Below are 364 nucleotides of genomic sequence, written 5' to 3' on the forward strand. Positions count from 1 at the left end.
GCGTAGCCGCGTAGCCCTGTGGGGACTGCACATGGGTTTCAGCCAAGGCATCCTCGCCACACTGGTTGCGGACACGGCCCCCGACGAGCTGAAGGGCACGGCGTTCGGTATTTTCAATTTGCTCAGCGGCATTTGCCTGTTGATCGCCAGTGTTCTCGCCGGCTGGCTGTGGCAAACCGTCGGGGCGCAAAGCACGTTCATCACCGGAGCGGTGCTGGCCGCGTTAGCCATGCTTTTGCTGCTGCTACGCCGGGCGGCTTAATGCCCGTGGCTTCGGCCGACATGGGAATGCTCGGCTTCGCTCGCCGCCACGCCACCGCTGACTTCCAGCTGCTGCAAAATCCCGCACTGCTCGATATCCGGC

The 364-nt window shown here is 63.5% G+C and carries 1 protein-coding gene and 1 pseudogene; one reads left to right on the forward strand and one right to left on the reverse strand.

All coding sequences use genetic code 11. The features are described from left to right. A partial coding sequence (locus AC1DH9_RS31170) for an MFS transporter (RefSeq protein WP_477809591.1) occupies positions 1–262 on the forward strand: 262 nt, incomplete at its 5' end. Here the strand turns inward: AC1DH9_RS31170 and AC1DH9_RS31175 are convergent. Beyond that, a pseudogene (locus AC1DH9_RS31175) lies at positions 259–364 on the reverse strand (Cd(II)/Pb(II)-responsive transcriptional regulator); the annotation flags it as partial. The gene AC1DH9_RS31170 and the pseudogene AC1DH9_RS31175 overlap by 4 nt on opposite strands.

Source organism: Pseudomonas sp. 05T35 (assembly GCF_056396605.1).